Below are 22,522 nucleotides of genomic sequence, written 5' to 3' on the forward strand. Positions count from 1 at the left end.
GAAGGCGAGGAGCCATGGGCAAGCTTGTCTGCACCGTCGAACTGGACAAGGAGAAAGGCGTCACCGTAAAGGTGGAGAATGCCGACGCCCAAATCACGCAGACCCTGGTGATGGACGGCGAGAGCATCACCATCACGGTGAAGGGCTCCTCGGAGACGAGCACCGTCGTCCAGAAGCAGGACAGCGTCACCATCACCTGTAAGGACTTCACCGTGGATGCCACCGGGACGCTCACCCTCAAGTCGAAGGACGCGTCGAGCTGGACCAGTCAGGCCACGCTCAAGCTGGAGAGCACCCAGGACATGACGTTCACCTCCAAGGCGAAGCTCACCCAGAGCGCCACCTCGGACGCGAAGCTGTCGTCCAACGCCAACGTGGCCGTGGAGGCCGCCTCCCAGTTGGATCTCAAGGGCATGCAGACGAGCCTCACGGCCTCGGGCGGAGAGAACAAGGTGGAGGGGATGACGCTGAAGATGTCCGGCAAGACGCAGGCGGAGCTGTCCTCCGCGATGACCAAGGTGGCCGCGCAGGGCAAGCTGGGCCTGGAGTCCGCGGGGCTCGCGGAACTCAAGGGCGCGATGACGACCGTCAGCGGCTCGCTCGTGAAGTTGGGGTAAGGGGCGGTGAGCGATTCCTCGGACCGGATCTACCAGGACTACCTGAGCGAATTGGATGCGCTGGAGCGCTTCCGGCAGCGCTTCCTGGAGTCACACCCTTCGGTGCCGCTGGACCGGGAGGACCCGCACGTGCGGCGCCTCATCGAGTCCATGGCCTTCTTCGCGGTGCAGACCCGGCTGGCCACGCAGCACAACCTGCGCTCGACGTGGCTGCGCCTGTTCTCCTCCTTCTTCGACTTCCTGCTCAAGCCGCTGCCCGCGGTGGCCATGGTGCAGGCGCTGCCCACGGAGAAGATGACGGAGACGCTGGTGCTCCAGCGGGGCACCGAGCTGAGGCTCGCGCCCGCGCACGGGGCGGCAGGCAGCTTCCGCCTCCGGCGCAACCTGCGCGTGCTGCCCATCGCCATGAGGGGCATGCAGGTGCTGCGCCTGGACGATGGCCGCTACCGGCTGCTCGTCCACTTCGAGTCGGCCTTCCCCCGGAGAGACCCCGTGGGGCTCTTCAGCCTGTACGTGCGCCACCTGGACGAGTACCGGCCCTCGCTGGCCGTCTTCCACGCGCTGCGCAAGCACCTGCAGCAGCTCAGCGTGGTGTACGACGCGCCGGCCGACGCGTCCTCCCAGGGCATGCCGTGCGAGTACACGTTCGGGGACGCGCCGCCCGAGATGGAGGACGCGGGCGACTTCGAGCACCCCCTGCAGCGCGTGCGCGGCTTCTTCCAGATGCCCGAGCAGGGGCTCTTCCTCCACGTGGCGGTGCCCTCGTCGCGCAAGGAGTGGACCCGCTTCAGCCTGTGCCTGGACCTGGACAAGGCCTGGTCGGTGGGGCGCTCCACCCACCCGGACTTCTTCCAGCCCTTCGTCGTGCCGGTGGAGAACCTCAAGGCGGAGCCCGCCCAGCCCATCTCCGCCGATGGCACCCGCTCGGAGTACACCATCCGCGGCATGACGGCGGGCCGGGAGCTGGAGCTGCATGCCGTCACCGGCGTGTACGCGCTGGGCCGCTCGGGGCGCACGCCCATGCGCCCGGCCTTCCTGCCCGGAGAGGGCCCCAGCTACGAGCTGGAGGAGTCGCTCGACGAGGAGATGCGCCCGCGCCACGGCCTGCTGGTGCGCTTGCCGGAGGCCTTCGTCGAGCCGCAGAAGCTCCTGGTGGAGGCGCTCTGGTACCAGCCGCGCTTCGTCTCCGAGGCCTCGGGCCGGGTGACGGTGTCCACGCCGGGCCGGCACGTGGAGGGGCTCAAGTGGCATCTGGTGGGCCGGCTCGAGCCGCACCGCGACAGCGCGCTGCGCAACGACGTGACGGGGCTCACCCGGCTGCTGTCCTGGAAGGTGAAGTCCACGCTGGAGCGCAACGAGCTCGCCGCGCTGTTGAGCTACCTGGGCACCCCCGCCGAGGAGCCGTTCCGCCGCGTCATTCCCTGGATTCGCGAGCTCAAGGCCACGGTGGCCCCGGACGGTGCGCTGCGCGGCTCGGGGCTGCTCCACGTGTATGAGTTGTTGCTGGAGCCATTCGATGCCAGCGCCGAGCCGTTGGTGGCCTGCTTCCTGGAGCAGGTGCAGCACCTGCTGGAGGCCTGGAATGGGGAGGCGTCGGTCCTCTTGCGGCCCACGGTGGCAGGCGGCGGCGCCTTCCCGCTGAAAGCGAGCTCATGAAACTCGAGCACTGGCAGACCGTCCTGCGCACCCACCGCCAATCCCTGGCGTTGATGGACCAGTCCCTGCCGCGCGAGCCCGCCGTGGGGGAGTCCCGCACGCAGGTCCGGGTCGGCATGCTGGGGCTGGCCATGCTCCAGAAGCAGCTGGAGGCGGAAGTCACGGGCCTGTGCAACGTGCTGGGCACCGCCTACCGCGAGGAAGAAGTCCAGGAGGCCAAGCGCCCCTTCGTCTATCTGCTCGACGAGTTGGTGCTGCGCCGGCTGGCGGAGGGTGAGCAGCTCGACTGGCCCTTCCTGCAATACAAGCTGTTCCACTCGGATGCGGGCGGAGATGCCTTCTTCGAGATGGCCGACGAGAAGCTGGCCATGCGCAATGCTTCGATCCTGGTCTTCGAGATGCTGCACTTCGCGCTCACCGCGGGCTTCCAGGGAAGGTACGCGGAGAACACGGCCCGGCTGCGCGAGTACAAGGAGCGCCTGGCGGCCCGCATCCCGAAGCCCGAGGCCGTGCCCGCCCCCCCGCCCCCGGAGGCTCAGCCCCCGCTCGTCCACTCCTTCCCCATGCGGTACTACGCGGCGTCGGGGTTCGTGGTGGTGGCCCTCCCGGTGCTACTCTGGTGGCTGTCGAGATGAAGGACGAGGCGCCGAAGATGCACGAGTCCCAGGACCCCCGGATGTTTCTGGGTCGGCTGGAGCAACTCATTCAGTCCGAGCTGGGTTCGCTGGGTGCGGGCGTGGAGCCCTTGCTGGGTGAGGTGCGCGCGGGGCTGGCGGCGCTCTACCCGGAGCCGGGTGGGACGCGGCTGGCTCCCAAGGAGCAGGAAGCCCAGCACGCCAAGCTCCTTCAAACCTTGGACGGTCTGGAGGATGTGCTGGAAGCACTCCAGTTGGCCGTGCGGACGGGCCGCTCCAGGACGGGCGCGGCCCGAGGGAAAGGCTGAGCGTGGCAGACCCAACCCAGGCGGTGGACGCGGGCGCGAAGGTGCTCGGGGCGGACGCTCCGGCGGCCAGCCCCGAGGCGGGGACGTTCGAGAAGTTCTGGCTGGCGGCGGCCCCCTACCTCAAGTGGGTGCTGCTCGCGCTCCTGCTCGCCCTCGTCGTCTTCGCCGCGGTGAAGCTCTACCAGTGGTGGCGCCGTCGGCGCGCGTCCGTGGCCTCCAGCGGTCCTCCGCCCATGGCGACCCACCGGCTGCTCAAGGTGTACCGGGCCTTCCTGGCGGGGCTGCCCCTGGCGAACCGGGCCGCGGTGTTGGATTTGCCCACGGTGGTGGTGCTCGGGCCCGCGGGCAGTGGCAAGACGCTGCTCATTGGCCTGGATGTCGACTGGCAGCGCCAGGCCCGGCAGTTCCTCCCCAGCTACACGTCGGATTCCCTGCTGCAGGTGTACCTGGGCCCGGACTGCGTGGTGCAGGAAGTCTCGGCCCCGCTGCTGGAGGATGAGACGTTGCAGGCCCGCGGGGCCCTGCGCCGGCTGTGGGGCAAGTGTTTCAACCGCCGCCAGGGCGGCCTGGCGGTCCTCGCGCTGGACATTCGCTGGCTGGCGGAGACGCCCCCCAACGAGCAGCGGCGCATGGCGCAGCTGCTGCGCGGCAAGCTCAACCTCATCTCCGAGGCGTGTGGCCGGCCCGTGGAGACTCGCCTGTGCCTGACGCACATGGACGGGGTGGAGGGCTTCGAGGACTTCGCCCGGCTGCTGAAGCAGCACGGGGTGGCGAGATCCTTCGACATGCCCAAGCAGGGCGAGGAGTCCCGGCTGGCGACGCTGCTGGAGGGCCAGGAGCAGTACCTGGCCCTGGGGCTCACCTCGCTGCCGGTGGATGCGTTCGAGCGGCTGGAGCGCTTCTATTCGCAGGGCGGGCGCTCGTTCGCGGCGCTGGGCCGCTTCGTCGCCTCGCTGCTGGAGGGGGACACCCTCTCGTACAAGCCGCGCCTCACGCGCGTGTTCCTGTCCTCGCCCATGCCCGAGGCGCGCGCCGGGGGCACGCTCTCGGTGTTGCCGGAGGAGGGCAGCACGCAGGCGCCGCACAGCCTCTACCTGCGCACCCACCGGCGCCGCGCGGCGTGGATCGCCGCGGTGGGCTGTCTGCCGGTGCTGGCCGCGTACGCGAACTTCTACGTGCTGCTGGGCGATGCGCAGGAGCAGGTGGTGCGCTTCGAGAGCACGGTCTCGCAGATGCGCGAGCAGGGCCTGGAGGGGCGCGGCGAGGTCGTCGAGCAGCAGGTGAAAGAGGCGGCCAATGCGATCAGCCACCTGTGGGGCGCCGCGAGCTGGTGGCCCCCGCTGAACTCGAGCTTTCCCGAGGAGATGCTGGACCTGCGCAAGCGCCTGGCCCAGGGCATCCGCGACAGCCACCTGCGGCCGTCCCTGGAGCGCTGCCGCAAGAGCCCTCACGATTGCCGCCCCGAGCAGGTGGTCTACCTGCTGGCCGCCCTGCATGCCTCGAACAAGAACGGGCTGGGGGACTTCGTGAACTCCAGCATCCAGCCCCAGCACTCGCGGCGCTGGAGCGGCGGCCAGAGCAGCGCCACGAGGCCGGGGGCGGCGCCCGCCTCCGACGCGAACCGCACCTGGCTCACCGCGCTGGAGCTGCGCGAGCCGCTCGTGGCCACCTACGTGCTCGCGAGCGACGAGCCCTGGGAGCGCACCCCGCCGTGCCGCCGGGGGGCCGCGCAGGTGGCCGAGTCCGCGGAGACGGACTGGTCCTGCTGGCCCTACCCGGAGCGGCTGACCGTCGAGAGTCAGCTCAAGCCCTGGTTGGACCACCTGATGTTCCTGCGGCAGACGCTGGACGAAGGCCCCAAGGGCCTGGCCCAGCTGGAGCTGCGGCGGGAGGAGCGGGAGCGGCTGGAGGCGCAGCTGGCGGACCTCGATGTCTATGCCGCGTTGCCCTCCGTGCTCAGCCTCATCGACACCGCGGGCATCCAATCCAATACCCGCCACTTCCAGGGCATCGAGACCACGGTCCAGGCGCTCGACTGGCTGCGGACGAACCGGGACACCCTGGCCACGGTGCTGGACATGGAGAAGGAGGCTTACTCGGGCTTCCTGGCGGTGGAGAAGATGGGCCCCTCGGAGTTGCTCACCCGGGATGGGCTCTGGCTGACGGGCAACAAGAAGGGCCCCTACCGCATCGAGTTGCTCCAGCAGTCCTTCGAGTTCCGGCCCCCGCAGCTGTCGCGCGAGCTGCTGCAGGCCCTGCTCGACTTCTACGAGAAGGCGGGCCGGCTGAACATGGGCCCCCAGGCGGCCCCCCGGCCCGGGCAGTTGATTCTCAGCCGGACGCCCTTCGATACGGATCTCAAGCCGCTCGTGGATGACTTCACCCAGCGGCTGAAGAACGTGCAGTTGCCGACCGACGAGGCCGTGAAGCGCGAGGAGTACATCCAGAAGCGGGTGGGGGTGTTCGCCCAGGGCTACCGCGAGGGCCTGTTCCACAGCCTCCGGACCTACCGCTTCGTCGTGCCGCGCAAGGCGCTGTTCGACGAGCTGGCGCGGCTCACCCAGCCCTCGTCGGACCAGGTGGACATGCTGCGGGATGTGGCCACCCGGGCCAGCCTGGAGCCGCTGGAGGGGCCCTACTATGAGCCGCTGCGCAACGCCGTGGCGCCCTTCCGGCCCATCGTCCAGCTCATGTCCACCGACAAGAGCGGCTTCTACGCGGCGCTGGCCCCCTACCATGCGCTGATCGCCCAGATGCACGACGAGCTGGACGCGAGCACCCGGCGCGGCCCAGCCGCGGCGGCGGGGGACAAGAAGCCCGCGGAGGCCCCGGCGCCGGTCAAGGAGGCCGCCCCGGAGGCCGGGGTCGAGGTGAGTACCGCGGACCTCTCGGACATGCTCACGCCGCTGGAGCGGGTGGCCCTGTCCATGCTGCTGGAGGAGGAGGGCTCCTACCTGCGCAAGGCCCAGGAGTGGTTGGATCAACAGGGCCTCTCGGGCGAGCTGCGGCAGCCGTTCCTGGAGCCCTTCCTGCAGGTGCAGCGCCTGGGCAAGGCGGAGCTGGAGAGCACCCTGGCGCGGCAGTGGGAAGAGGCCTCCGGGCGCATGCTGCGGTCCATGCTCGAGCGCTACCCCTTCAACCCCCAGTCCCCGCAGGACGTGGACCCCGGCGAGCTGGAGGTGCTGCGCCGCAAGGATGGCGCCTTCTGGAGCTTCGTGAGCCAGATGTTCTCCCGCGTCTGCGTGGAGCGCGGCACGCAGTGGTCCCTGCGCGGCCCCCTGCGCGAGAAGCTGGTGTTGCCCGAGCAGATGCTGCTCACCCTGAGTCGGCTGGCCCGGCTGGCGGCGCTGTTGTGGGATGACGAGGGGCGCTCGCGGCCGCTGATGCTCAAGGTGCAGCCCCAGCCCCTGCCCGCGCCGCCCCTGCCGGGCGTCTTCGTCACGATGTCGTCGCTCAAGTGTGGCAAGACGACCGCCTATGGCTTCAACCAGATTCCCACCTGGCAGGACTTCCCCGTGAACTGGTGGGACCAGCAGGTGTCCTCCATCGTGCTGGAGCTGCGCTCGCCCGCGCGGGATGCGCCCCAGTACGTCTCGCTGCCCTGGAACCGCTCGACCTGGAGCTGTTTCCGGCTTTTCGAGGAGGCGGCCCTCACCACCGACCAGCGCCGACAATGGAGCCTTGCATTGCAGGGCATCGCCGGGGACAAGAGGGGGCTGGAAATCAGCTTCGGGCTCAAGGGTGATCCCTGGGTGCCTTTCCGGGAGGTTCCTCGGTGAGTGGGAGTGTGTACGGGCCCCTGGGCCTGGTGGCGGCGGCGGTGGTGCTCGGCGCGTGTGGGCCCAGCCGCCTCCACCTCAACATCAAGTCGCCGCCGGGGACGAACCTGGGCCGGCCCATGTACATGTTGATTCGCCAGGTGGACCCCAAGCAGTACGCCAACGAGGAGTACTCCGAGGTCGCCTCCAAGGTCGGCTCTCCGGACAAGAGCGTGCTGCAGACCGCGGTCCTCTACCCGGGCACCATCCAGCGCTTCCAGGTGCAGCCCCCGCAGGAGGGCGCCCTGGCCGTGTCCTTCCTGTTCACCGCCCCGGATGGGAACTGGCAGCTGTTGCTCAGCCCCCCGCTGCCCAAGGCGGTGGATGTGGAGCTGACCGTCAGCCGCATCATGAGCGACTCGGTGCCGCCGGCCATTCCCATGCAGGAGGCGCCCAAGGCGCCCGAGGCACCGAAGCTGCCCGGGGCCTGAGGCGGGCGCCTCCGGTCAAACGCTCCGCCGGGCCTGCTGGAGCTCGGCGAGCGCCGCGTCCACCGAGGCGTGCACCGGGGCGAAGCGGCCCTTCACCTGGCCGCGGGCCGAGGCGAGCTGCTGGCCGGTGCCCTCGCCCAGGGCCGCGATTTGGTCCGAGGTGGTCTGCTCGCCCGTCTCCAGGCTGCCCTGGAGCACGCCGAGCTGCTGCCTCACCTGGGCATCGAGGGCGTCCACCTGGGAGCCCACCCCGGCCGTCAGCGCTTCCACCTGGGAGGTGACTTGCTGGCGCAGGGTGTCCACCTGCTGGGACACTTGGGCCACGAGCTGCTCCTGCTGGGCCGCGGCCTGGTCCACGATGCTCTGGACCGATTGGGCCACGGTTTGGATCTGCTGCACGAGCTGTTGCTGCAGCGTCTGGACCTGCTGAACGGACTGCGACTGGAACTGCTCCACCTGGGAGACGAGCTGGCCCTGCACCGTCGTCATCTGGGTGGCCACCTGGCTGGAGAGGGTGCCGAGCTGGGTGGAGATTTGGGTGACGACCTGGCCGATGGACTGCACGGCCGGGGTGACCAGCGGCTTGGGCAGGTCCGCGGCGGGCACGGCATCCAGCATCTGCCCCGCGCGGCCCAGCAGGCTCTCCAGCGTGCCTGTCACCGTCTTGAACAGGGACTGGAGCTGCTCGAGCTTCTCGGGCAGGGCGGCGAACAGCGTCTGCAGCTGCTTCTCCAGCTGGGTGAGGGTGGCCATCAGCGTGTCGAGCGTGGCCGAGGCGGCCTCCGTGGCCTGCTTGACGGGGGCCTGGAGGGCGGCCAGGGAGGTGCCCGCCGTCTGGACGAGCGCATCCAGGGTGGCGGTGCCCTGGGTGATGAGCGCATCCACCTGGGCTTGCACCTGCTCCAGGGCCTGCTCCACCGCCTGGATGCCGCGGGTCTGTTGCTGGACCTGGCCGCTCAGCGTCTGTTCCAGGGTGTCCAGGCCCTGGCCCAGCCGCGCGTTCTGGGCTTCGAGGGAGCTGCCCAGGTTCGCCTCCATCGGCTCGAGGATCGCGTGGGTGGAGGCGGTGGTGGACTTCACCTGGGAGCGGAGCGGCACCAGGCGTTCCCAGAGCGGGCCCACGTGCTGCTGGGAGTTCGCCGGGGCGTCCGCCGCCAGCTCGGCCTCCGCGGCGTCGAGCTTCGCCGTGAGGGCGCTGGCCTCCGCGTCGGCCCCGGGACGCAGCGAGGAGAGCTCCGTCTGGAGCTGGCCCACCTGGCCTGCCGCCGCCTCCCGGAGGGAGTGCAGGCGGGCCGTGGCCCCCGTGCTGAAGGACTCCAGCTCGCCCCGGAGCGCCGCTACCTTGCCTCGCAGTTGCTGCATGGGTGTGCTCCGTCCCCCGGCGGGTGTGTCATCGCAGTTTCTCGAGTGAAGCCTTGGCCTCGGCGGCCTTCCCCGTCAACTGCCCATTGCCCTGGGAGAGCTGGGAGGAGGCCTGCTGGAAGCCGCCCTTGGCCTCGGCCACCTTGGCGCCCACTTCCTTCTTGGCGCCGCTGAGCGCGGTCTTCGTCTCGGCCTGGGCTTCCTTCATCTTCGTGCGCACGGCGCCCATCGCGGCCTGGTAGGCGGTGGTGCTCTCCGTCATGGCCTGGCCCGTGGAGGCGGAGAGGTCCGCCTTGGCGGCGTCCACCTGTGGGCTGACGTCATACGTGGGGGTGGGCGCCGCGCTGCCCGGCGTCTCCTTCACCTGGATGAAGAGGTGGCCCTCGCCCATGCGCACCACCTGGGTGTCCCCGCCGGAGGTGCGGTGGATGCGCCACACCGGCTTGTCGTCCTGGAAGTCGTGGGTGAAGGCCGTCTGGCTCTCCTTGTTCCAGCCCAGCAGCGCCTGGTCCCCCTGGCCATCCTGGGGCGTGCGCACGCCTTCCTTCCAGTCGATGAAGCGCACCAGCTCGGCGTGCTCGAAGTGGAGCGCCACCAGGACGCGCGTGTTCTTGTACGGCGGGAAGAAGAAGTGGCCCGGGAGCTGGTTGGGCTCGGCCGGCACGCTCACCGTCTTGTTCCACAGCGGCACCGTCATCCGGAAGGAGTGGAGCGAGGTCTTCTCGTCCTCGACGATGAGGTAGCGCCGGTCCTGGGCATCTCCCCCCGGGCTGTGCACCAGGCCCTCGACATGAATGGGGTAGCGCGGGGCGCGGTAGGGGGGCAGGGTGGTCAGCGTCTCCGAGGCGGGTTCCATCCGGACCGAGAGGAGGCACTTGTAGGTGGCGATGGGGGTTTGCTGATCCTCATGGGCGCCCTCGTTCTGAGCGAGCGCCTCCAGGTCGAGGCTGACCACCCGCTGGTCCTCATCGAGGCCTTTCAACCCGGAGGGCCACATGGGGCCCTCCAGGCGGAGCAGGGCCCCGGGAAAGATGTCCACCGTGGGAAAGTGCTTGAATGCGATGTCGAGCTGCGACTGCCGGGGCTTGAGGCGGGCCTTCTCCAGCTTCTGCCGTTGCTCGGCCTCGGTGGCCAGCGGGGTCCGCAGCATCACATCGTGGGACACGCCCGTGACGGCCTGGGGCTGCTCGAGCACCGCGGTGGAGGGGGCCTGGGCCACTGCGTTGAGCACCCGGGTGCTGTGCCGGATGGGCAGCGGCAGGTGGACCTTCATGTCCTGGACCTGGAGGCCGCTCAAGGGGGCCGCTTGGAGCGGCGAAGGCTTGTCGGCCGTCAGCCAGTACTGGTTCAGGTGGCTGTCGTAGCTCCAGACGCCATTGTTCGTGGCCACGTACCAGAGGACGAAGTCGTAGAAGCTCACCCCCGGGGCATCCGCGCCCAGGGCGAGGCACAGCATCGGGTGCTTCTGCTTGAGGACCGTCCAGTCGTAGGAGAACTGGAGGCTGGCCTTATGCGCTTCGAGCACCTCCATCATGGAGGTGCCGGTGTACAGGTCGATGGGGCGGTGCTGCCGCCAGAGCACCTGCGCGGGATCGGCGAACTCGAGCGTGTACCGGCGGAAGAGGTGCTCGGAGCCCTGGTAGATGCCATGGCTCTCCGAGGTGATGCGGCGGCTGCGGACAAGCCCTTGCAGCACCAGGGGCGTGGGCGGCGAGGCATCCCCAGCCGCCACGGACACGCGCACCTGAATCAGATCCGGCTTCTGGAGGGCGGTGAAGAGCGCCGAGTCCTTTTTCTGCAGGGAGGACCAGAAGGTGACCGACGCGTTGAAGCCGTGCGCGGCCAGGTGCACCGAGAGGTGCTTCACCTGACCGCCCGGAATGGAGAAGGATTGGCCTCCCAGGGTGAGCGTCAGCTCGATCTGGAGTCCCTCTTGGACGGCCGTTCTCATGGCGGAGACCTCCCTCTCTGCCGGTCATCTTCAAGGATGCATGGAGGCCCGTCAACGCAGCGGCACGGTGAACTCGAGCTGCAGCGGCGTGCCCGCGAGCTCGGGCCGGAGGGTGGCCCTCACGTGCAACCCTTTTTCCGCGTTCCCGAGGGGCACCACGCGCGCCTGGAGCGGACAGGGCTTCCCGGAGCCCAGCGAGAGGAACGCCTCGGCGGCTGGGGCGAACGCGGCGGCCACCGCGTCAGGGTGGGTCCCTTCGGGCAGGCTCTCGGCGAACGCCTGGCTCAGGCGCAGCAGCCGGCCGGTGAGCAACTGGGCCGGGAGGTGCGCCGCGTCGCGGCCCCCGTACAGCGAGGGCGCCGTGGGCCCCAGCATCACCGCGTTCGAGTCCCAGCAGCCGCTCACGCCCAGCAGGCCCCGTGACGCCAGCCGCTCCTGCTCCCGGAGGGAGAGGACGGCCTGGGTGGCCACCGGGGAGTCAGTGTCTGGATGCCACACCGCGGGCGCCTGGCTTCCGCTGCCGGGCCCCACGAGCCGGGCGAAGGTGCGGGTGTTCCGGAAGCTGGCGGTCAGCAAGGCCGCCACGGCGAGCGCGGGGCTGGCGAAGCACTCGCGGTGCACGGCCCCCTGGCGCTCGGCCCTCATCACCACGGGATTGAGCGCCGCGTAGAGCCAGCGCGAGGATTCCTCGGCGCGCAGCGCCTCCGTCCAGGCGCCGCCCGTGGCCACGGCCGTGGGCACGGAGGCCACGATGGGGACCCAGGCCTGTTCGCCCAGCGCGGCCAGCGGCCGCAGGGCCTCCGGCCCGTCGAGCGCATCGGCGATGAAGCAGGCATCGGGGCGCTGGAGGGGCTCGGCGTCCAGCCGCCGCGCCAGGGCCTCCTCCAGCTGATGCGGCGCCACGTCCAGCACCTCGATGTCCAGCTCCGGGCAGGTGGCCCCGTGCCCCCCCAACCAGTGCAAGCCGCGCCAGGAGGACTCCAGCCGGGCCACGGCCGGGGACTGGAGGATGTCGCGCGCGGTGGCGAAGAGCGCCTCCTCGAGGACGGCCAGCGCGGCCCGGTGCGCGCTCTGGGAGGAGCGTGCCCCGTGAAGGGCCTGGACCATGTCCGAGGCCAGGTGGCCGGGCCCGAGCGCCGCCGCGAGCTGCGCCCGCTCCTCCGCGGACAGCACGCGCTCGCCGCGGAGGGCCTCTCGCAGCGTGCGCAAGGCGCTCAGGCCAGGAACGGCGCCGATGACCTCCGCGAGCTGGAAGTCCTCCAAGGATGCGAAGGAGACCTCGTGGAAGAGCGCATCGCTGGAGCCGATGCGGTCCCGGACCGTGACGCTCACGGCGCGGGCGGCCCGGTGGAAAGGCCCGGCCCAATCCCTCTCATTGAGTGAGAAGGCGTGCCCCGACGGCGTGGGCAGAAAGGCCCCCGCGACCAGCCAGCGCACTCGGGGGGAAGGGGGGAAACGAAGCATGGGGCTCCTGAAGGGCCGAACTTCTCAAAACTTGAAAACAAGTAAACGTTGACAGGCCCTGGGGGGCACATTTACTGTTCTACAAGATTTTGCCGCTACGGCTGCAATGCAACGCGGGCCCTTCTATGGGGATGGGCCTTCTCGGGGTGCGAACATGACGAAGCATGGTGTGGTTGGTACGATTGCTGGCGCCTTTGTCGTCCTGTGTGGGATGCCTGCCCTCGCGCAGACGCGGACGCCCTGGCAGATGCACAACGGCCTGGAGGTCTCGGCCACGAACCCCCACGGGCTCAAGAAGTTCACCTGTAACCCCACGGTCCACGGCCAGGAGTGCGAGTACGACGTGGCCACCATTCCGCCCCAGTCGGACTCGGCCTGGTCCATCGCGCCCAACGGCGAGACCATCGGCTTCTCCATCCCGTCGCGCGTGTGCCATGCGCCCATCACCTGCTTCGGCTACGGCGACTTCACCTACTTCCAGACCCTGGTGGATGTGCCGGCCAACGTGGCGGTGACCCAGTTCACCATCGCCTTCAACGGCATGGACGATGGCTCGCGCGTCACCATCTTCAACTCGCAGTACCCCGCGGGCTTCGTCATCCCCGGCAGCTACGTCTACTTCGGCGGCTCCGGCACCACGAACCTCGGCCCCTACGTGAAGTCGGGTGAGACCAACCGCGTGGTCATCACCCAGGTGGACGACTGCTGCTCGGAGAACAACCTCCAGAGCGCCAAGGTGGTGCTCAATGGCCAGCCGGTCGAGTCCAGCTGTGAGTCGGACGCCGCGTGCGATGACGGCAACTCCTGTACCTCGGACATCTGCGGGGCGGACGGCAAGTGTGTGAGCCACGCGCTGGCGTGCGTGGGCGGCAACCTCTGCAACCCCCAGGCGCCGACGGCCAACGCCCTGGCCTCCTTCAGCCCCAACAGCGCCTCCCAGCAGTCCACCAGCGCCTGCACGGTGTTCCCCACCAACATCCAGATTGCCCTGAACGGCCCGCAGCACCAGCTGCTCGAGTGCGGCGTGGACTCCTGGGTGGACCAGGGTGCCGTGGCGTCGGATGCCTGCGGCGCGGTGGAAGTCGTCACGCACAACTCCGGCCATGACGCGTACGGCCCCGGCCCGAACACCTGCTCCGAGGGCACCTACTCGGTGCAGTACCGTGCCCTAGACGCGCAGAACCACGAAGTGCAGGTGGTCCGCTCGGTGCAGGTGGAGGACACCCTGGCCCCGGTCCTGACGCTCAAGGGCTCCTCGCACGAGTACCACAAGTGCGGCAGCCAGTGGGTGGACCCGGGCGCCGACTCCTTCGACGAGTGCTACGGCAACATCTCCGCCGAGGTGAAGACGGCCGGCTACGTGAACGGTTGGGTGCCGGGCATCTACACGGTGACCTACTCCGTGACGGACAGCGGCGGGAACTCCGCGGTGCCGCAGACCCGCACCGTCGAGGTCGCCAACTGCCCCTGGTAGTTCCCAGGACAGCGCAACGCTTCTAAAGGAGGGGTTGGGGGCGGCCGAGGCCGTCTCCAGCCCCTTCGGCGTTTTCGGGCCGGTGCTGGTAGCCTTGGGGGTGGATGGCCCGCCTTCTTGCCCCTTCGCAGCGCTGGTTGTTCGGCCGGGAGACCGACCTGGCCGTCTTCGCCGGAACCGCGCTCCTGTCCGTGGCGCTGGTGGCCGCGGCGCCCTGGCTCGGCGCGGGGGGGGACACGCCCCTGTGGGCCTGGGCGCTGCTCGTCGTCGGGGTGGACGTGGCGCACGTCTGGTCCACGGTGTTCCGCACCTATCTGGACCGGGAGGAGCTGCTCCGGCGCCCGGCGCTGTATGCCCTCGCCCCGCTCGCCGCCTACGTGCTCGGTGTCCTGGCCTATCTCGCCTCCCCGGGGCTGTTCTGGCGGCTCTTCGCCTACACCGCCCTGTTTCACTTTGTGCGCCAACAATATGGCTGGGGGGCGCTCTACGCGCGCAAGGCCCGCGTCTCGGACGCGGAGCGGCGGTGGGACGCGGCGGCCCTCTACGCGGCCACGCTGGGGCCCGTGGTGTGGTGGCACGCAAACCTGCCGCGCGAGTTCTGGTGGTTCGTGGAGAACGACTTCGTCTCGGGTTTGCCGCAGTGGGTGGGCACGCTCGCGCTCGGGCTGCATGCATGCGTGCTGGCCGGGTGGGCGGGCTTCCAGGCCCTGCGGGTGGTGCGGGGCGAGGGGCTCCAGGCGGGCAAGGTGCTGCTGGTGCTCGCCACGTGGGCGACGTGGTTCGGGGGCATCGTGGTGGCGCGGGATGACTTCGCGTTCACGGTGATGAACGTGCTGCTGCACGGGGTGCCGTACTTCGCGCTCCTGTTCCGGTACGCGCGCGGGCGCCACGCCGAAGGGGGCTACGGGCCGTGGGCGCCGCTCTTGCGCGCGGGGCTGCCGGGCTTCCTGCTGTTCCTGGGGGCGCTGGCGTTCGCCGAGGAGTTCCTGTGGGACCAGCTCGTCTGGCATGAGCGGTCCTTGCTCTTCGGGGACGGCGGCCTCGTGCTGCCGCCGGACGTGCTGGCGCTGGTGGTGCCGCTCCTGGCGCTGCCCCAGGCCACGCACTACCTGCTGGATGCCTTCATCTGGAAGGCGGGAAAGGACCCGGCGCTGCTCGGCCGGCTCGGCTGGCGCGCCCCCGTGCGGGAAGGTTCGCCATTGGGCACGGCCGCGCCATCTCCAGTAGCCATGGCGCACTCCCCGGACTAATTCGTGGGGCCTATGCCCCGACTCCTGCTTGTCTCCAACCGGCTTCCCGTCACCGTCAAGACAGAGAAGGACCAGGTCTCCGTGGTGCGCAGCGCGGGGGGGCTGGCCACCGGCCTGAGCGGGCCGCACGAGCGCTCCGGCGGGCTGTGGGTGGGCTGGCCCGGAGATGTCTCCCGGCTGTCCCAGGCGCAGCGGGCCAAGGTGGACGAGCAGCTCGCGGGGCTGCGCTGCGTGCCGCTGTACCTCAGCGCCAGCGAGGTCAGCCGCTTCTACGAGGGCTACTCCAACCGCGTCCTCTGGCCGCTGTGCCACTACCTGGTGGAGCGCGTGCCGCGGCAGGACCGGGACTGGGACTCCTACGCCAAGGTCAACGAGCGCTTCGCGGAGCTGGCGGCGAGCCACTACCAGCCGGGCGACACCATCTGGGTGCATGACTACCAGCTGATGCTGGTGCCAGCGCTGCTGCGCAAGCGCCTGCCCGAGGCGCGCATCGGCTTCTTCCACCACATTCCGTTCCCCTCGAGTGAGATTTTCCGCACGCTGCCCCGCCGGGAAGCGCTGGTGCGGGGCCTGCTGGGCGCGGACCTCGTGGGCTTCCACACGCCCAGCTACGTGCACCACTTCTCCAACACGATGCTGCAGGTGCTGGGGCTGGAGACGGAGGTGGACCACGTCACCTACGAGGGCCGCACCGTGCGCCTGGGGGCCTTCCCCATGGGCATCGACGCGGAGGCCTTCGACCGCCTGGCCCGGGAGCAGAGCACGCTGGAGGAGGTGAAGGTGCTCCGGGAGCGGGCGGTGGGGCAGCGGCTGCTGGTGGGCGTGGACCGGCTCGACTACACGAAGGGGATTCCCCGGCGGCTCCTGGCCGTGCAGCGCGTGCTGGAGCGCGAGCCCTCCCTGCGCGGGCGGCTGCGGTTCATCCAGGTGGCGGTGCCCAGCCGCACCCAGGTGGAGGACTACGCCGCCTACCGCGAGCAGGTGGACGAGCTGGTGGGCCGCATCAACGGCCTCTACGGCAACATGCACAACGTCCCGGTGCACTACCTCTACCGCTCCCTCAACGAGAAGCAGCTGGCGGCGCTGTACCGGGGGGCGGATGTGATGCTGGTGACGCCCATCCGGGACGGCATGAACCTGGTGGCCAAGGAGTTCTGCGCGGCGCGGCCGGACGAGGACGGGGTGCTGCTGCTGAGCGAGTTCGCGGGTGCCGCCAACGAGCTGTGCGAGGCCACGTTCGTCAATCCCTATGATGTCGAGGGCATGGCGGACGCCATCCTGAAGGCGCTGGAGATGCCCGCCTCGGAGCGCCAGCCGCGCATGCGCGCCCTGCGCGAGCGGGTGAAGGCCCACGACGTGCACTGGTGGGTGGGCCGTTTCCTGGACACGCTCCAGTCCATCCCCGCCCCGGCCCAGCGGGAAGTCAAAGGCGGGACCCAGGACGTCATGGCGCGGCTCAAGGCGGCCGGGCGGCGGGTGCTGCTGCTCGACTACGACGGGACGCTCGTGGGGTACGTGGCGCGGCCGGAGCTGGCCACGCCGGATGCGGCGCTGAAGTCGCTGCTGGCGCAGGTGGCGGCCCTGCCCGGCACGTCCGTGCACATCGTCAGCGGCCGGGCCAAGGAGACGCTGGAGGCGTGGCTGGGAGACCTGCCGGTGGGGCTGCACGGCGAGCATGGGCTCTGGTCCCGGCCGAAGCCCGGCGGCGAGTGGAAGATGCTGGAGGGCGTGTCCACCGATTGGAAAGCGCAGGCGCGTCCGTTGCTGGACTCCTTCAGCGCACGCGTGCCGGGCTCCTTCGTGGAGGAGAAGACCGCGTCGCTGGCGTGGCACTACCGGCAGGTGGATGCCGGCTATGGCGCCTCCCAGGCCCGCGAGCTGCGGCTGAAGCTGATGGAGGTGTTCGCGCAGGGGCCGATGGAGGTGCTGCCCGGGGACAAGGTGGTGGAGGTGCGTCCCCGGGGCGTGCACAAGGGCCGCGTGGTGACCCAGGTGATGGAGGCGCTGGGGCCTGGAGTGATGGTGGCGGCCTTCGGCGATGACCGCACGGACGAGGATCTGTTCGGCGCGGTGCCCGAGGATGGGATTTCCGTCCACGCCGGCGGCAGGCCCACCCGCGCGGCCTACCGGGTGTCCGGCCCGGACGAGGTGCGGCGCATCCTGGCCTCGTTGCTGGAGCGGTGAGCGCAGTTGCCCGGGAACGAAGGAACGATTACTCCTGCGCCGCAAGGAGAGCGTTTCATCGATGGAAACCCCTCGTCCGCCGCGCGGAGCCCCTGTGATTGGGACCGCGGTGCTGCTCCTCCTGGTTCCTTTGTGCTCCTACTGGGAGACGGTTTTTCATCGTTTCGGGTTTCGCGATGACTACTCCATCCTCCGCGAGGCCCGGGAGGAGCCCGGCAAGATTCTGAGGGTGTGCTCGTCGCAGGGGCGCATCCTCTATGGCTGGCTGCTGGAGATGTCCGCGCGCGCGGCGGGGGACATCGAGGGGCTGTGCTGGATGCGGCTCGCCAGCGTGGTGTGCCTGGGGCTCTTGGCCTCGGCGGTGTTCCTGCTGCTGCTCCGGGCGGGGTGGTCGCTGGCGCCGGCGGCGCTGCTCGCGGCCTTCATGCCGCTGACGCCCTCGGCGCAGGTGCTGGCGAGCTGGGCCATCTGCTGGCCGCACGCGCTGGCGTTGTTGCTGGCCACGGGCGCCTTCGCGCTGGCGGATCAGGGCCTGCGCGCCGGGACGCGCCGCCTCGTCCAGGCCGGCGGGGGGCTGGGCGCGGTGCTGCTCATGGCCGCGGCCACGCTCACCTACCAGTCCAACAGCCTCTTCTATGTGGTGCTGGTGGCCGCCACGCTCGTGGTGCGGCGGCAGGACACGTTCTGGGGCAGCGTCCGGTGGCTGGTGCGCCACCTGTGCGTCGTGGGCGCGGGGCTCGGCGTGGCGTTCGCCGTCTCCCAGGCCACCTTCGCGGCCCACGTCTTCACGCGCTCGCCGCGCATCCGCTTCGAGACGCACTGGGTGAGCAAGGCCATCTGGATGGTGACCCAGGTCCTGCCGGATGCGCTGGCGCAGCCGGTGCTCGATGGGGCCCGGGGCACCGCCGCGGGGGTGTACTGGCTCATGGTGCTGGGGGCGGTGGGCGTCATTTCCGTGGGCACCGTGATGGAGCGCCGGCGCATCGGCCCCGCGGGCGGCTGGCGGTGGCTCCTGGGGATGGTGGCGCTGTCGGGCGCGGCCTACTCCGTCAGCTTCCTCGCGGCGGAGCGCTTTCCCACCTACCGCACCATCTACGCGCTCACCGGCGTGTGGAGCGTCTTCATCGCCGCATCGCTGGTGAACATCGGCCGCCTGCTGCCCGGAAGGGGCCGGCAGGTGGCCATCGCGGGGCTCGCGGGCTTCGTGCTCGCGGGCGCGCTGCTCGCGCGGTGGCAGTCCTTCGAGCTGTTCGCGGTGCCCCAGGGCCGGGAGCTTCAGCTCATGGAGGAGGGGGTGCGCAAGGCGGTGCTGGCCAAGCGGCCCCGCATCTTCGTCATCACCGCGACCCAGGATGACTCGTCCGCGCCGCTCCGGTACCGGGACGAGTTCGGCTCCGTCTCCATCGACGCCGAGTGGGTGGCCAAGGAGGTGCTGAAGTCGCTCATGAAGGAGCGCTTCGCGGGGGCCACGGACGTGTACACGCAGTACTCGTTCGCCGCGGGGCCGAAGGTGCCGGAGCCCAAGAGCTACGACATCCTCATCGACATGCGGCGGATGCGCGAAGCCCGGCCGTGAGGAGGCACCTCCCCCACGGCCGGGACCGCGCCGGGCTCAGCGCGAGGCGGTCTTCCCCGCGGGCGTGAGCAGCACCTTGCGGCCGAAGGCCCGGTCCACCCGGCCGAGGAACTCGCGGAACGCCAGGTAGTCGTCCGACTTCACGCGCGCCCGGGTGAGGGCCACCTCGCCGTCGGCGATGAGCTTGCCACCCTCCTGGCGGAAGGTGAGCCGCAGCCGGCCGAAGGGCAGCTGCTCCTCCAGGGCGTCCGGCAGCTCCGCCACGGTGTAGCCCTGCGGCAGCGTGTAGCGCAGCGTGAACTGGTTCATCCACGGGCTCTGGAGCTGCAGGTCGAACCTGCGCTGGGCCAGCGAGGCGTAGGCCTGCTGGTAGGTGCGCCCCGCGCCGAAGGGCAGGAGCCGCAGGGCGCCGCCGGGGAGCACCTCCGAGTAGCGCGGAATCGTCATCCGGAAGTCCATGGCCACGTCCTCGTCCAGGAGCGTGGTGTCATTGAGCTTCACGTCGTGCACGGTGAGCCCCGGGAAGCTCTGCGCCCAGGCGCGCTCGAAGGTGGACTTGCGCGTGGCCACCGCCCGGTAGGCCCGGCGGTAATCCGGCGCGCTCAGGCCGCTCACCTTCGTGGCCCCCATCACCTCCGCGGAGCCGTCCGGCTTGAGCGTCACGTCCATGGTGAGCCGCGTGGTGTTGTCCTCCGCCTTCGCCTCGGGGGTGGTGAGGAAGGTGCTCTTGCCGCCGGGCTCCACGATGAGGACGTTGGCCACCCGGTCCGCGCTGGGCAGCTCGCGCGCCCCGTGGAACTCCGCCGTCCCGTCCAGGAAGAGCTGGTACTTGGGCACGTAGACGATGGCGTGGTTGAAGGCCGCGAGGCTCGCCGGCTCCTCGCCCAGCGCGCCCAGCGTGCGCATGCGCAGGAGCACCAGCCGCGTGTCCACCCCGGCCACCTTCAGCATGGCGTGGATGAGGCTGGCCTTGTCCTTACAGTCGCCGAAGCGGCGCGCGAGGATGCGGTCCACCCGGTACGGCTTGTAGCCGTGGATGCCGAACTCCAGCGCCACGTAGCGCGTGTTCGTCACCACGAAGTTGTACACGGCGCGGATGACGGCCGAGTCGTCCTTGCGGTCCACGCCCTTGAGCACCCGCTCCACCGTCTGGCGCAGCTCGTCGTTGGGCGTGAGCTGGTCCTTCACCAGGCCCCAGTAGTAGCGGCCCACCTGCTCCCAGGTCTGGTAGGTGGACACGTGCAGCGGCACGGCGATCTCCGCCCAGCCCGGCATGCCCGGCTCGGGCACCACCTTGGGCACGTTCTTCGCCGTCCACCGGTAGAGCACCCGCCCGCCCTCCAGCTCCTCGCGCGTGTTCGCCACGCCCGCGAGCTTCGCGCTGTTCGAGTACAGGGGCCGCTCGCGCGGCATCTCCACGAGGTACTGGTAGCGCAGCTTGGGGTACACGTTCTGCACGTGCTCCACCTCGCCCCAGTAGTCCGAGAGCAGGTTCTCCTGGGCCGTGTCCTCCAGCTGGTACTGCAAGTCGAGCACGTCCCCGGGCGCCAGCGTGGGGAAGGAGAGCATCTTGGCGCGGGCGTCGTAGTACATGCCCGTCCACGGCTCGTTGATGTTGCGCTCCGTCTCGCCGTAGCTGTCCACCACCGAGCCGTCCGGCTTGGTGACGCGGGCGCGGAGGATGCGCACCTCCTGCCGGTCCGGCGAGTAGGTGACTGGGTAGCTGCGGAACGCGTCCACGCCGCGCTGGTTGAGCACCTGCACCACCATCTGGTGCGTGCGGCTGGACAGGCCGCTCGTCTGCACGCGCACGAAGGTGTTGTCCACCACGTACACGGCGTCCTCGTTGGGGTAGGCCTCCGCCTCCTTCACCAGCGGGGCGGCATCCATCACATAGCGCGTGCCCGCGTTGGCCTCGCCCTTGAGCGTGCGCACCGTCTCCTTCAGCGCGGGGTTCTGCGGGCGCAGCACGAGCGAGCGGGCGAAGGCGGCGAGCGCCTCGTCCCGGTGCCCGGCGCTCATCAGCGCGCGGCCCTCGCGCTCGTACACCTCGGGCTCGTCCGGCGAGAGCGCGCGGGCCTCGGCGAAGTTCGCCCGGGCCGCGTCGAGCTTGCCGTTGGCGGCCCGCAGCTCCGCGAGCCGCACGCGCGCCGCGTTGTCGAAGGGGTTGAGCGTGAGCAGCTGGGCGTACTCGCGCGCGGCCTCGTCCACCCGGCCCATGTCCGCGAGCTGCCCGGCCAGCAGGGTGCGGCTGGACGTGTCATCGAAGCGCAGGGCCAGCGCCACGCGCAGGCGGTCCAGGACTTCCTGCTGGCGCTCCAGCTTGCGCGAGGCCGTCACCGCGGCGCGCACCACGCGGGGCACGTTGGGCATGCGGCGGAACGTCTCCTCGATGAGCGTGTTGGCGCGGGCGGTGGCCCCCAGCGCCTCGTGGGCCCGGGCCAGCACCAGCCGCGCGGAGGCCGACTCCTGGGCCTTCTCCATCACCGGCTGCAGCAGCTCCAGCACGCGCTCGGGGTGGTCCCGCTCCAGCTCGTGCTCGGCCAGCTTCACCCGGGGGGGCACGGCCTCGGGGGCCACCCGCACGGCGGCCTCCAGGAAATGGCGGCGCAGGTTCAGGTCATCCCGGTGGTTCGCGGCGGCCAGCAGCTGCAGCTCCATGTCCTGGGGCGCGGCGCGGGCGGCGCGCTCGGCCTCCACGGTGGCGGTGTGCTCGCGCTCGTCATAGGCCCGGAAGAAGGAGAGCACCGTGGCGTACTCGCCGCGCAGCGTGGCGTCCTCGGGCTTGCGGGCCACCAGCTCCTTCAGCGTGGAGGAGAGCGTGGGCAGCACCTGGGGCGCGGGGGCCAGGCCCCGCTCCAGGGCGGGCGGGGTGGCGGGCAGCGTGGCGCGCACCGTGCCCCGGGCCAGCGACTCCTGGCGGAGGTAGAAGCCCAGCGGCCCCGTCTCCTGGCACACCTTGACGAGCACGCGGTTGAGGCCCTTGCGCAGGCGCACGGCCACCCGGCTCTGGTCCGGCCGCGGCATGTTGTAGCGGTCCTCGCGCGCCACGGGCTGGCCGTTCACCCACAGGCGGTAGGCGCCGGAGGTGCCCACGCCGAGCGCCACGCGCGTCTCCTGCGCGGCCTCCAGCCAGGTGAGCGCGTACGCCACGGCCTCCCTGTTGGGGCGCACCGCCGACGCCAGGTCCACGTACCCGTCGGTGGGGCTGACGGCGAGCCTTCGCCAGGACACCTGGCGGCCCTTGGCCCCGGCGAACGTGGCGTTCAGGTCCACCGTGGCCGCCTCGGGGCCGAAGTCCGTGTCACAGCCGGACTTGCCCTCGTTGTCGAAGCCCCCGGTGACATAGAAGTCCCCGACGAAGCCCATCGCGCGCTGAATCTCCGTGGCGCGCACCATGCGGCCGCGGGCGCGCTCCAGGTCCATGAGCAGCAGCGTCGCCGTGGCGCGCGTGTTGGGGTCGGTGTTGCGACGGCCGATGACCTGCGCGTAGGTGCTCACCAGTGGGGTGATGTCCTCCAGGTCCTCGGCCAGGCTGTGCAGGCGGATGAGGTAGGCGGCCCCCCGGGGAGAGGACGCGAGCTCAAGCGCCTGGGTGGTGTAGGTCTGAGCCGCCTCAGCGGCGGGGCCCGTGGGTTTGGCCAGCACCAGCAGCGGGCAGGTGAGGACGAAGAGGGCGGCGAGCCATGGGAAACGCAACATCCGTTGGATTCCTTGTCCAGTCATACGGGGGGAGTCTCCAGCCCGGGAGAGGGCTGACGCCGATGAACAGGCATCGCGGTGGATGCCTTCCCCT

The 22,522-nt window shown here is 70.4% G+C and carries 14 protein-coding genes; 10 read left to right on the forward strand and 4 right to left on the reverse strand.

Annotated elements, in window-relative coordinates; genetic code table 11:
* Window positions 1-14: 14 nt before the first annotated feature.
* The 6 genes from KY661_RS20130 to KY661_RS20155 are packed head-to-tail and all read left to right on the forward strand — an operon-like array spanning window position 15 to window position 7,465.
* The gene (locus KY661_RS20130) at window positions 15-617 is read left to right on the forward strand and encodes a hypothetical protein (protein ID WP_225411748.1); all 603 of its coding nucleotides are present in this window, start codon (window positions 15-17) and stop codon (window positions 615-617) included.
* 6 nt (window positions 618-623) lie between these two features.
* Entirely contained in the window at window positions 624-2,273 is a 1,650-nt protein-coding gene (locus tag KY661_RS20135; protein ID WP_225411749.1) for a type VI secretion system baseplate subunit TssF, read from the forward strand.
* Window positions 2,270-2,908 carry a DotU family type IV/VI secretion system protein gene (locus tag KY661_RS20140; protein ID WP_225411750.1) on the forward strand — a complete coding sequence of 213 codons (639 nt, stop codon included), beginning with the start codon at window positions 2,270-2,272 and terminating at the stop codon, window positions 2,906-2,908. Before KY661_RS20135 ends, KY661_RS20140 begins: the two co-directional genes overlap by 4 nt.
* On the forward strand, window positions 2,893-3,216 hold the full coding sequence (locus KY661_RS20145; RefSeq protein ID WP_225411751.1) for a hypothetical protein: 324 nt from the start codon (window positions 2,893-2,895) through the stop codon (window positions 3,214-3,216). The genes KY661_RS20140 and KY661_RS20145 overlap by 16 nt, the downstream gene beginning before the upstream one ends.
* A gap of 2 nt (window positions 3,217-3,218) precedes the next feature.
* A complete protein-coding gene (locus tag KY661_RS20150) occupies window positions 3,219-6,995 on the forward strand; it encodes a type VI secretion IcmF C-terminal domain-containing protein (RefSeq protein WP_225411752.1) in 3,777 nt (1,258 codons plus the stop codon).
* Window positions 6,992-7,465 carry a hypothetical protein gene (locus tag KY661_RS20155; RefSeq protein ID WP_225411753.1) on the forward strand — a complete coding sequence of 158 codons (474 nt, stop codon included), beginning with the start codon at window positions 6,992-6,994 and terminating at the stop codon, window positions 7,463-7,465. Before KY661_RS20150 ends, KY661_RS20155 begins: the two co-directional genes overlap by 4 nt.
* Before the next feature lie 15 nt (window positions 7,466-7,480).
* Here the strand turns inward: KY661_RS20155 and KY661_RS20160 are convergent, their stop codons facing one another.
* Genes KY661_RS20160 through KY661_RS20170 form a run of 3 tightly spaced genes read right to left on the reverse strand, consistent with a single transcriptional unit; the run spans window position 7,481 to window position 12,242 of the window.
* Entirely contained in the window at window positions 7,481-8,827 is a 1,347-nt protein-coding gene (locus tag KY661_RS20160; RefSeq protein WP_225411754.1) for a YhgE/Pip domain-containing protein, read from the reverse strand.
* Between the two features lie 28 nt (window positions 8,828-8,855).
* On the reverse strand, window positions 8,856-10,778 hold the full coding sequence (locus tag KY661_RS20165; protein ID WP_225411755.1) for a hypothetical protein: 1,923 nt from the start codon (window positions 10,776-10,778) through the stop codon (window positions 8,856-8,858).
* 51 nt (window positions 10,779-10,829) lie between these two features.
* Window positions 10,830-12,242: a type VI secretion system contractile sheath large subunit gene (locus tag KY661_RS20170; RefSeq protein ID WP_225411756.1), complete on the reverse strand. Its 1,413-nt coding sequence runs from the start codon at window positions 12,240-12,242 to the stop codon at window positions 10,830-10,832.
* Window positions 12,243-12,396: 154 nt separating this feature from the next.
* Between KY661_RS20170 and KY661_RS20175 the strand changes: the two genes are divergently transcribed.
* The 4 genes from KY661_RS20175 (at window position 12,397) to KY661_RS20190 (ending at window position 18,726) form a co-directional block, all read left to right on the forward strand.
* A complete protein-coding gene (locus KY661_RS20175; protein WP_225411757.1) occupies window positions 12,397-13,716 on the forward strand; it encodes a DUF5011 domain-containing protein in 1,320 nt (439 codons plus the stop codon).
* Window positions 13,717-13,820: 104 nt separating this feature from the next.
* On the forward strand, window positions 13,821-14,966 hold the full coding sequence (locus KY661_RS20180) for a hypothetical protein (RefSeq protein ID WP_225411758.1): 1,146 nt from the start codon (window positions 13,821-13,823) through the stop codon (window positions 14,964-14,966).
* 12 nt (window positions 14,967-14,978) lie between these two features.
* The gene (locus KY661_RS20185) at window positions 14,979-17,150 is read left to right on the forward strand and encodes a bifunctional alpha,alpha-trehalose-phosphate synthase (UDP-forming)/trehalose-phosphatase (RefSeq protein WP_225411759.1); all 2,172 of its coding nucleotides are present in this window, start codon (window positions 14,979-14,981) and stop codon (window positions 17,148-17,150) included.
* A gap of 61 nt (window positions 17,151-17,211) precedes the next feature.
* The gene (locus KY661_RS20190) at window positions 17,212-18,726 is read left to right on the forward strand and encodes a hypothetical protein (RefSeq protein ID WP_225411760.1); all 1,515 of its coding nucleotides are present in this window, start codon (window positions 17,212-17,214) and stop codon (window positions 18,724-18,726) included.
* A 36-nt stretch (window positions 18,727-18,762) separates the two neighbouring features.
* Here KY661_RS20190 and KY661_RS20195 read toward each other — a convergent pair whose 3' ends face one another.
* Window positions 18,763-22,428 (reverse strand): DUF3857 and transglutaminase domain-containing protein, encoded by a 3,666-nt coding sequence (locus tag KY661_RS20195; RefSeq protein ID WP_225411761.1) that lies wholly within the window; start codon window positions 22,426-22,428, stop codon window positions 18,763-18,765.
* Window positions 22,429-22,522: the final 94 nt, after the last annotated feature.

The organism is Allostigmatella hybrida (genome assembly GCF_020103775.1).
In the GTDB taxonomy this organism is placed as follows: Bacteria; Myxococcota; Myxococcia; order Myxococcales; family Myxococcaceae; genus Hyalangium; species Hyalangium aurantiaca.